Below are 6,353 nucleotides of genomic sequence, written 5' to 3' on the forward strand. Positions count from 1 at the left end.
GCCGCTATGGGCCTCATGATAAAGTTCCGACGCGTGGAGCATCGCCTTGGACGGGATGCAGCCGACGTTGAGGCAAGTGCCGCCGAGCGTCTCGCGGCTTTCCACGCAGGCCGTTTTCAGACCCAGCGGCGCCGCCCGGAGCGCGGCGACATAGCCGCCGGGGCCGGAGCCGATTATCAGAATATCATAGTCAAATTTTTCGGTCATATTCTATCTCTCACCTCGTCACCCAGAACCTGTTTCGGGATGACGCGCATTGGTTTTTCTATCTACAAATCAATCAACAGCCGTGCCGGATCCTCGATCGCTTCCTTGATCCGTACAAGGAAGGTCACCGCCTCGCGGCCGTCGATCAGACGGTGGTCATAGCTCAGCGCCAGATACATCATCGGACGGACGACTATCTCCCCATCCACGACCACGGCGCGATCCTCGATCCGGTGCAAGCCGAGCACCGCAGATTGCGGCGGGTTGATGATCGGCGTCGACATCAGCGACCCGAATACGCCGCCGTTGGAGATGGTGAAGGTACCGCCCTTCATGTCTTCCATGGTCAACGAGCCATCCTTGGCCCGCTTGCCGAAATCGCCGATCGTGTTCTCGACATCGGCAAAGCTCATCGCTTCGGCATTACGGATCACGGGGACGACCAGACCGTTGGGCGCGCTGACCGCGACCGAAATATCGACATAATCATGATAGACGATTTCCTCGCCATCAATCTGCGCGTTGACCGAGGGCACGTCTTTCAGCGCCATGCAGGCCGCCTTGACGAAAAAGCCCATGAAACCAAGCTTTACGCCATGTTTCTTCGCAAACAGCTCTTTATATTTGCTGCGCGTTTCGATCACCGCGGTCATGTCGACATCGTTGAACGTGGTCAGCAGGGCCGCCGTATCCTGCGCCTCTTTCAGCCGCCGGGCGACGGTCTGGCGCAGGCGGGTCATCCGGACCCGCTCTTCATTACGGCTGCCGGTCGATGGCGATGGCGTCGGCGTCGGCGCGCCCTTTGCCGTGCCTTTTTCGACCAGTGGCGGTGTTTGCTGGGCGCCGGATTTCACATATTGCTCGACATCCGCCTTGGTCAGCCGGCCATCCTTGCCGCTACCGCTGATCTGGCTCGGATCGACGCCATGTTCGAGAACCAGCCGGCGGACCGACGGGGAAAGGGTGATCGATGCATCAGGCTCTGCCGCTTTGGCTTCCGAAGCGGCCGGAGCCGGGGCTGGCTTGGCCGCGCTTGTCGCGCCGCTCCCTGCCTCGATCGTCGCGATCACCGCGCCGACTTCGACCGTATCGCCCACTGCCACCTGATGCGCGCCCATCACACCGGCCTCGGGCGCCGGTACTTCCAGTGCTACCTTGTCGGTTTCCAGACTGGCAATCGGTTCATCGGCGGCCACCGCTTCGCCGGGCTGCTTGAGCCATTCGCCCAGAGTCGCTTCGGTGATAGATTCGCCCAGTACCGGGACTTTTACTTCTATAGCCATATTATACTGCTCTCTTTTCAATCCTGTACGGGATGCCCCAGTGCCTCGGCGATCAACTGTTCCTGCTGCTGCTTGTGCCGGGTTGCCAGACCGGTTGCCGGCGAGGCCGCAGCGGCGCGTCCGGCATAGACCGGTTCGACCGGACCGATGCCCGCCTGCTCGAGACATTTTTCCAGATAGGAGCGGACAAAATACCAGCTGCCATTATTCTTCGGCTCTTCCTGTGCCCAGACCAGAGTCCCGAGATTTTTCATCCGCTTGAGGCGGACCACCAGAGGCTCGCCCGGGAACGGATAAAGCTGTTCAATCCGGATGATTGCGGTGTTCTTGTCGCCCGCTGCATCGCGAGCCTCGATCAGGTCATAGGCAACCTTGCCCGAGCACAGCACAAGCCGCTTCACATCCTTGTCTGCCGGCGGATTGGTGTCGGACAAGATCCGCATGAAATGCTGGTCGCCCTGGAAATCCTCGGCCTTCGACACTGCGAGCTTGTGGCGCAACAGCGACTTCGGCGTCATGATGATCAAAGGCTTGCGGAACGAGCGCAGCATCTGGCGGCGCAAAATGTGGAAATAATTGGCCGGCGTGGTGATATTGGCGACCTGGATATTGTCCTGCGCGCATAGTTGCAGAAAGCGTTCCAGCCGCGCCGAACTATGTTCCGGACCCTGACCTTCATAACCATGGGGCAGCAGCATCACCAGCCCGTTGGCGCGCAGCCATTTGGCCTCGCCCGAGGCGATGAACTGGTCGATCATGATCTGCGCGCCATTCGCGAAATCGCCAAATTGCGCTTCCCACAAGACCAGGGTTTTCGGATCGGCGCCAGCATAGCCATATTCAAAGCCGAGCACGCCATATTCGCTGAGCGGACTGTCGAGCACTTCAAACCGGCCATGCGGCACGGTGCTGAGCGGCACATATTTTTCTTCCGTGTTCTGGTCCACCCAGACCGCGTGGCGCTGGGAAAAGGTTCCGCGTCCGCTATCCTGCCCGGACAGGCGGACATTATAGCCTTCGGAAACCAGCGAGCCGTAAGCCAGCGCCTCGCCGGTCGCCCAGTCGAAATTCTCGCCCGACTTGAACATCTTGGCCTTGGCATCAATCACCCGGCCCAATGTCTTGTGAATCTTATGTCCTTCCGGAACCGTGGTCAGCGTCCGGCCCAGACTGTCGAATAATTTTGTGTCGATCGCGGTATCGACATTGCGCCGCGCGGTTTCCGGATCGGCCGGAATATGCAGCCCCTGCCAGCGGCCGCCAAACCAGTCGGCCTTGTCCGCCTTGTAATCGGCCGCAGCCTGAAATTCGGTTTCGAGATGATCAGCAAAAGCGCCGCGGGTCGCGTCGCCCCATTTCGCATCAATCACGCCCTCCGCGACCAGCCGCTTTTCATACAGCTTGCTGACCTTGGGATGTTTCTTGATCGCGGCATACATGATCGGCTGGGTGAAGCTCGGTTCGTCGCCTTCATTATGGCCGAAACGGCGATAGCACCACATGTCGATCACGATATCGCGGCCGAAACGCTGCCGAAATTCAATCGCGATTTTGCAGGCAAAGGTCACCGCTTCGGGATCGTCGCCGTTGACGTGGAAAATCGGTGCCTGCACGCCTTTGGCAACGTCGGAAGGATAAGGCGAGGAGCGCGCGAATTGCGGGCTGGTGGTAAAGCCGATCTGGTTGTTGATCACAAAATGGATACAGCCGCCGGTATTGTAGCCACGGATACCCGAGAAACCGAGGCATTCCCAGACGATGCCCTGTCCAGCAAAGGCGGCATCACCGTGGATCAGCACGGGCAGGACCTGATCATGTTTTTCCAGATCGTCGCGCGCCACTTGCTGGGCACGGACCTTGCCGAGCACCACCGGATCGACCGCTTCGAGATGCGACGGATTGGGTACGAGACTCATATGGACATTGATGCCGTCAAATTCGCGGTCGGTGGAGGTGCCGAGATGATATTTCACATCGCCTGATCCGCCGACATCGTCGGGATTGGCCGATCCGCCGTGGAATTCATGGAAGATGACCTTGTAGGGCTTGGCCATCACATTGGCGAGAATGTTCAGACGCCCGCGATGGGCCATGCCATAGACAATATCGCGGACACCGGCAGCGCCACCGTTCTTGATGATATTTTCCAGCGCCGGCAGCATCGATTCACCGCCGTCGAGCCCGAAACGCTTGGTCCCGACATATTTCTTGCCGAGAAAATTTTCATATTCCTCGCCCTCGATCACCTTGTTGAGGATCGCCTTCTTGCCTTCCGGCGTAAAGTGGATTTCCGCGTCTTTGCCCTCCATCCGGTCCTGCAGAAAGCGCCGTTCCTCGATGTCGGCAATATGCATATATTCCAGCCCGACCGAGCCGCAATAATTGGCGCGCAGCACCGCTTCGATTTCGCGGATCGACGCGGTTTCAAAACCCAAAACCCCGCCAAGGAATATCGGCTTGTCCATTTCAGCAGCCGTGAACCCATGAAATTCGGGAGTCAGGTCGGCCGGCTGCTCCAGCTTGGACAGGCCGAGCGGATCAAGATTGGCCCCCAGATGCCCGCGCACCCGATAGGTGCGGATCAGCATCATGGCCCGGATCGATTTTTCCGCCGCTTGCGCGACTTCGGCATCGGACATGGACTTGCCGGTTTTCTCCGCAGCCGCCGCGATCTCGATACCCATCCGGGTAGGATCAAGCGCGCTGTTCAGCTCGTCGGCATCATCAACCGGCCAATGCTTGCGCTGCCAGCTCGGGCCGCTTTCCCGTTCGGAGCCAAAATCCTGATTTTCAAAACCCATAATTTACTACCTTGTGTACCGGTCTTTTAATGTTCACCGGCGAAGGCCGGTGCCCAGAACTGTCCTATCCGATCGTCTGGGCCCCGCTCTTCGGTAGGGCACATCAAATCATCGTCACTTCACAACCGCAAACCACTTCATCCCGTTCCTTTGCCGTTCACCGGCGAAGGCCGGTGCCCAGAACTGTAGTGCACTATCGTCTGGGCCCCGCTCTTCAGCGGGGAACACAAACTCGCCGCCCATTCACTTCACAATCTCATCCCACAAATCATTCCATTCCGGATTCATCCGTTCGATCCGCTTCAACTTCCACTGCCGGTTCCAATTCTTCATCCGCAGTTCGGTAGACCTCGCTTCCTGAATATCGTCATAAGCTTCAAACCAGACCAGCAACTTGCATCCTTGTTTCTTCGTAAACCCTTCGATCAGACCTTCGCGATGTTCGTACACCCGTTTCGCCAAATCGCTCGTGACGCCCAGATATATTGTTCCATTCCTTTGGCTCGCCATGATATAAACATATCCCGGTCTGCCCATTTCCATTCACCGACCGCATTGTTCACCGGCGAAGCCCGGTGCCCAGAACTGTCCTGTCCTGTCCGATCGTCTGGACCCCGCCCTGCGGCGGGGAACAGAAAAGTGCGGCTCTCTCCAGCCAATCAAACCAGCTCCTTCAACATAGCGTCCAGCGTCGTCCCCAATTCACTCGGCGACGGCGAAACGCGGATGCCCGCGGCTTCCATCGCCGCGATCTTGTCTTCCGCGCCGCCCTTGCCGCCGGAAACAATCGCGCCGGCATGGCCCATGCGGCGTCCCGGAGGAGCAGTCAGACCAGCGATAAAGCCGACCATCGGTTTGCTGCGGCCCTTTTTGGCTTCGTCGGCAATGAACTGCGCTGCTTCTTCTTCGGCGCTGCCGCCGATTTCGCCGATCATGATGATCGACTTGGTCGCGTCGTCGGCGAGGAAAAGCTCGAGCACGTCGATAAAGTTGGTACCGTTGACCGGATCGCCGCCAATGCCGACCGCCGTGGTCTGGCCAAGGCCAACCGCGGTTGTCTGGTGCACCGCTTCATAGGTCAAGGTGCCGGAACGCGAGACCACGCCGACCGAGCCTTTCATGAAGATGCTGCCGGGCATGATGCCGATCTTGCATTCGTCGGGGGTGAGAACGCCGGGGCAGTTCGGACCGATCAGCCGCGACTTGCTGCCTTGCAACGCGCGCTTGACGCGAACCATGTCGAGCACCGGAACGCCCTCGGTAATCGCGACGATCAGTTCAATCTCTGCATCAATCGCTTCGAGGATAGAATCCGCTGCAAATGGCGGTGGAACATAAACGACAGAAGCCGTCGCGCCGGTGGCGTCCTTGGCTTCGGCCACCGTATCAAAATTGGGCAGCCCGATATGCGTCGTGCCACCCTTGCCCGGCGTAACGCCGGCCACCATCTGCGTGCCATAAGCCAGCGCCTGTTCGGTGTGGAACGTGCCGGTATTGCCGGTCATGCCCTGGGTTATAACCTTGGTGTTCTTGTCGATTAGTATGCTCATTCTAAATCCTTCATTTTCTGGGCCTGCTGATATTCGTTGCTGCGTTGCGAGGATATCCGACGATCAACAAACCAAAGCCGGTCAACAATGCCAGTGGCCCGAATGTAATATAGCCAATATTGGTAAATCCATCTCCGATCTGCGGACCAAACCAACCCGAATAGGTCAATATGGCACCGAGCAAGCTCAGCAATAGACCGAACAGAAACGCGAGCGCCTTCACGCCAGACTTGGATCCAGTTCCTTACAAGCCGCCAGCAATTCCTTCACCGCGTCGACCGACACATTGAAATTGCCCTGCGCTTCTTCGCTCAATTCGATCTCGATAATCTTCTCGACGCCGCCTTTGCCGATGATTACCGGCACGCCGACATAAAGATCGTCGACGCCATATTGGCCGGTCAGATGCGCCGCAGCAGGCAGCACCCGGCGTTTGTCCTTGAGATAGCTTTCCGCCATCATGATCGCGCTGGTTGCCGGCGCATAGTAAGCCGAGCCGTTGCCGAGCAGCT

Annotated in this window: 6 protein-coding genes and 1 pseudogene; all 7 read right to left on the bottom strand. The window is 58.4% G+C overall.

What is annotated here, in order from left to right:
* Positions 1 to 207, bottom strand: a 207-nt coding sequence (locus WBM93_RS10445) for an FAD-dependent oxidoreductase (RefSeq protein ID WP_424431605.1), incomplete at its 3' end; no start/stop codon positions are given.
* Between the two features lie 62 nt (positions 208 to 269).
* Positions 270 to 1,490: a 2-oxoglutarate dehydrogenase complex dihydrolipoyllysine-residue succinyltransferase gene (gene odhB / locus WBM93_RS10450; protein ID WP_424431607.1), complete on the bottom strand. Its 1,221-nt coding sequence runs from the start codon at positions 1,488 to 1,490 to the stop codon at positions 270 to 272.
* Between the two features lie 17 nt (positions 1,491 to 1,507).
* Positions 1,508 to 4,291, bottom strand: a complete 2,784-nt coding sequence (locus WBM93_RS10455; RefSeq protein WP_424431609.1) for a 2-oxoglutarate dehydrogenase E1 component — start codon at positions 4,289 to 4,291, stop codon at positions 1,508 to 1,510.
* 243 nt (positions 4,292 to 4,534) lie between these two features.
* The gene (locus WBM93_RS10460) at positions 4,535 to 4,828 is read right to left on the bottom strand and encodes a GIY-YIG nuclease family protein (protein ID WP_424431615.1); all 294 of its coding nucleotides are present in this window, start codon (positions 4,826 to 4,828) and stop codon (positions 4,535 to 4,537) included.
* 122 nt (positions 4,829 to 4,950) lie between these two features.
* Positions 4,951 to 5,841, bottom strand: coding sequence for a succinate--CoA ligase subunit alpha (sucD, locus tag WBM93_RS10465; protein WP_424431611.1), 891 nt, complete (start codon positions 5,839 to 5,841; stop codon positions 4,951 to 4,953).
* 10 nt (positions 5,842 to 5,851) lie between these two features.
* A complete protein-coding gene (locus tag WBM93_RS10470; protein WP_424431613.1) occupies positions 5,852 to 6,064 on the bottom strand; it encodes a hypothetical protein in 213 nt (70 codons plus the stop codon).
* A pseudogene (locus tag WBM93_RS10475) lies at positions 6,061 to 6,353 on the bottom strand (malate dehydrogenase); the annotation flags it as partial. The pseudogene WBM93_RS10475 and the gene WBM93_RS10470, both read right to left, overlap by 4 nt.

Source organism: Parasphingorhabdus sp. (genome assembly GCF_049667325.1).
In the GTDB taxonomy this organism is placed as follows: domain Bacteria; phylum Pseudomonadota; class Alphaproteobacteria; order Sphingomonadales; family Sphingomonadaceae; genus Parasphingorhabdus.

Coding starts and splice junctions, on each gene's coding strand:
- WBM93_RS10460 (WP_424431615.1), bottom strand. CDS start 4,828: ATGGGCAGACCGGGATATGTTTATATCATGGCGAGCCAAAGGAATGGA.
- WBM93_RS10455 (WP_424431609.1), bottom strand. CDS start 4,291: ATGGGTTTTGAAAATCAGGATTTTGGCTCCGAACGGGAAAGCGGCCCG.
- odhB (WP_424431607.1), bottom strand. CDS start 1,490: ATGGCTATAGAAGTAAAAGTCCCGGTACTGGGCGAATCTATCACCGAA.
- sucD (WP_424431611.1), bottom strand. CDS start 5,841: ATGAGCATACTAATCGACAAGAACACCAAGGTTATAACCCAGGGCATG.